At 62.3% G+C, this 2,479-nt stretch carries 1 protein-coding gene and 1 pseudogene; both read right to left on the minus strand.

Features of this window, described 5'->3' with window-relative positions; all coding sequences use genetic code 11:
- Positions 1-2: 2 nt before the first annotated feature.
- Positions 3-866 carry an IS21-like element helper ATPase IstB gene (gene istB, locus IVB36_RS32290; RefSeq protein ID WP_346658833.1) on the minus strand — a complete coding sequence of 288 codons (864 nt, stop codon included), beginning with the start codon at positions 864-866 and terminating at the stop codon, positions 3-5.
- A gap of 8 nt (positions 867-874) precedes the next feature.
- Positions 875-2,365, minus strand: a pseudogene (gene istA, locus IVB36_RS32295) (IS21 family transposase); the annotation flags it as partial.
- Positions 2,366-2,479: the final 114 nt, after the last annotated feature.

Consider the following 2,479-nt stretch of genomic DNA (forward strand, 5'->3'; position numbering starts at 1 on the left):
TGTCAATCGGCGTTCAAATTTGACCCCGTATCGGCGTCCAATTTTGACCCCTTCGAGCGGCGGGTTTTGGCGGTAGCGCTCGCACCGTCGGAGCTGGTCGGGGTTGCGGAGACGGTGCGAGCGCGGGTTGCGTGATCGTCGTCGCGGCTTTTGAAGCGCCAGCTGTCGTTGCCGGTCTCGACGATGTCGCAATGGTGGGTCAGGCGATCTAGAAGCGCGGTGGTCATTTTGGCGTCGCCGAAGACGCTGGGCCATTCACCGAACGCGAGATTGGTGGTGACGACGATGGACGTGCGCTCGTAGAGCCGGCTGACGAGGTGGAACAGGAGCTGGCCGCCGGATTGGGCGAACGGTAGATAACCGAGTTCGTCGAGGACGATGAAGTCCATCCGGGTCAAATGCTCGGCAATCCGACCTTGCCGTCCATTGCGGGTCTCGATCTCCAGACGGTTGACGAGGTCGACCACGTTGTAGAAGCGGCCGCGGGCACCGGATCGGATGCAGCTTCTGGCGATTGCGATGGCCATATGTGTTTTGCCGGTGCCGGTACCGCCGATCAGCACGGCGTTACGTTGCTGGGCGATGAAGCCGCCGCCGGCGAGATCATTGACCAGCGTCTGGTTGATGGGTGTGCCTTCGAACTGGAAGTCCTCGAGATCCTTGGCCAGCGGCAGCTTGGCGATGGTGAGCTGGTACTTAATCGAGCGGGCCTGCTTCTCGTTGATCTCGGCGTTGAGCAGGTCGCCGACAATGCGCTGGGGTTCGTGCTGGCGTTTGACAGCGGTCGCCATGATCTCGTCGAAGGCAGCCTTCATGCCGTAGAGTTTGAGCTCGCCCATGAGGTCGAAGAGTTGAGTACGTTCCATCAGATGGTTCTCCTGAGGTTGTCGTAACGGGCACAGTCGGCGATCGGGGCGTGGCGCAATGTCAGTGCGGCCGGGGTGAGAATGTTGGCTGGCGGCGCAGGATCACGCTGGCGGGCCAGGATGTTGAGCACGACATCGGCGGAATGAACGCCGTGAGCGATCGCCTCGGCGCAGGCTGCTTCGACGGCCGGCAAGCCGTCGGTCAGAACCGCGTTGAGGATATCGACCATCTGCCGGTTGCCATCGTCGGCACTGGTAAGCTTACGCCGCACACGTTCGATCGCAGCCGGAAGCACCCAGTCCTTGAAGGGAGCGCCGTTGCGCAAGGCACCGGGTTTGTGAGCCAGTACCGGCACGTAATGCCAGGGATCATAGGTCGTCTCGCCGCGGCCGAACGAGCGAGCATGCTCGGCAACGATGCGTCCGTCCTGACGGATCACAATGCGGTCGGCGTAGGCGTGAACCTCGACAGGCCGCCCGACAGCGTTGGCCGTGACCGAGTATTTATTGTTGTCGAACCGCACCAGACAGGTCGTCGAGACCGATGCCGGCACCGCGTGGAATCCGTCGAACCGGCCGGCATAGGGAACGAGCTTCGGCCGCTCGGCTTCGAACACCTCCCAGACCGTCTGTTCGGCCAGTTCTGGATGCCGGTGCGCCTTGGCGTAGGCGATGCACTTGTCCAGCAGCCACGCGTTCAACTCGTCGAGGGTTTTGAACCGCAGCCGCGGCGTGAAGAAGCGCTCCCGGACAAGCCCAACCTGGTTCTCGACCTGGCCCTTCTCCCAACCCGACGCTGGCGTGCAGGCAACCGGATCGACCAGGTAGTGGCTGCACATCTGCATGAAGCGGCGATTGTAGAGACGCCCTTTGCCGACGAAGATCGTCTCCACCGCCGTCTTCATGTTGTCGTAGATGCCGCGCACGCAGGTGCCCTTGAACAGGGCGAACGCCCGGTCGTGGGCGTCGAACACCATCTCCTGTGTCTCGCGCGGATAGCAACGCACGAACAGCATCCGGCTGTGGCAGAGCCGGACATGGGCGGCCTTCACCATCACCGTCACGCCATTGAGCAGGACGACCTCGTGGCTCCAGTCAAACTGGTAAGCTTCTCCGGGCGCAAAGCTAAGCGGGACGTAGGCAGCGGCCGTGGATTGTCCGCGCTCCTTGCTCCATCGCCTGGCGTAGCGCCGCACGGCGTCGTAACCGCCGTCATAGCCGCGCTCACGCAGCTCCTCGAACATCCGGATCAATGTCAGTTGCTCGCGAGCGGACTTGCCCGCGTTCCCTGACAACAACCCGTCGAGTTCTGCTGCCCATCGTCCCAGCTTCGGCCGCGGCTGGACAACACGCTCGTACTCGAATGAGGTCTCTCCCGATCTCAGCACCTTCCGGACTGTGTTCCGCGACACCTTCAGGTCACGGGCGATCTCCTTGATCGTCTTGCCCTTGATGAAGTGCTCGCGCCGTATCCGGGCGATTGTCTCCACGATCAGCATCCCCGACCACCTGCTTCATGACGAAGCAGGCAGCGCAACAGACCAACCTGTAGGGGGTCAATTTTGGACGCCGATCCCCCGGCTTAGGGGGTCAATATTGCAGGCCGAATGACA

Source organism: Bradyrhizobium sp. 35 (assembly GCF_023073215.1).
GTDB lineage: Bacteria > Pseudomonadota > Alphaproteobacteria > Rhizobiales > Xanthobacteraceae > Bradyrhizobium > Bradyrhizobium canariense_D.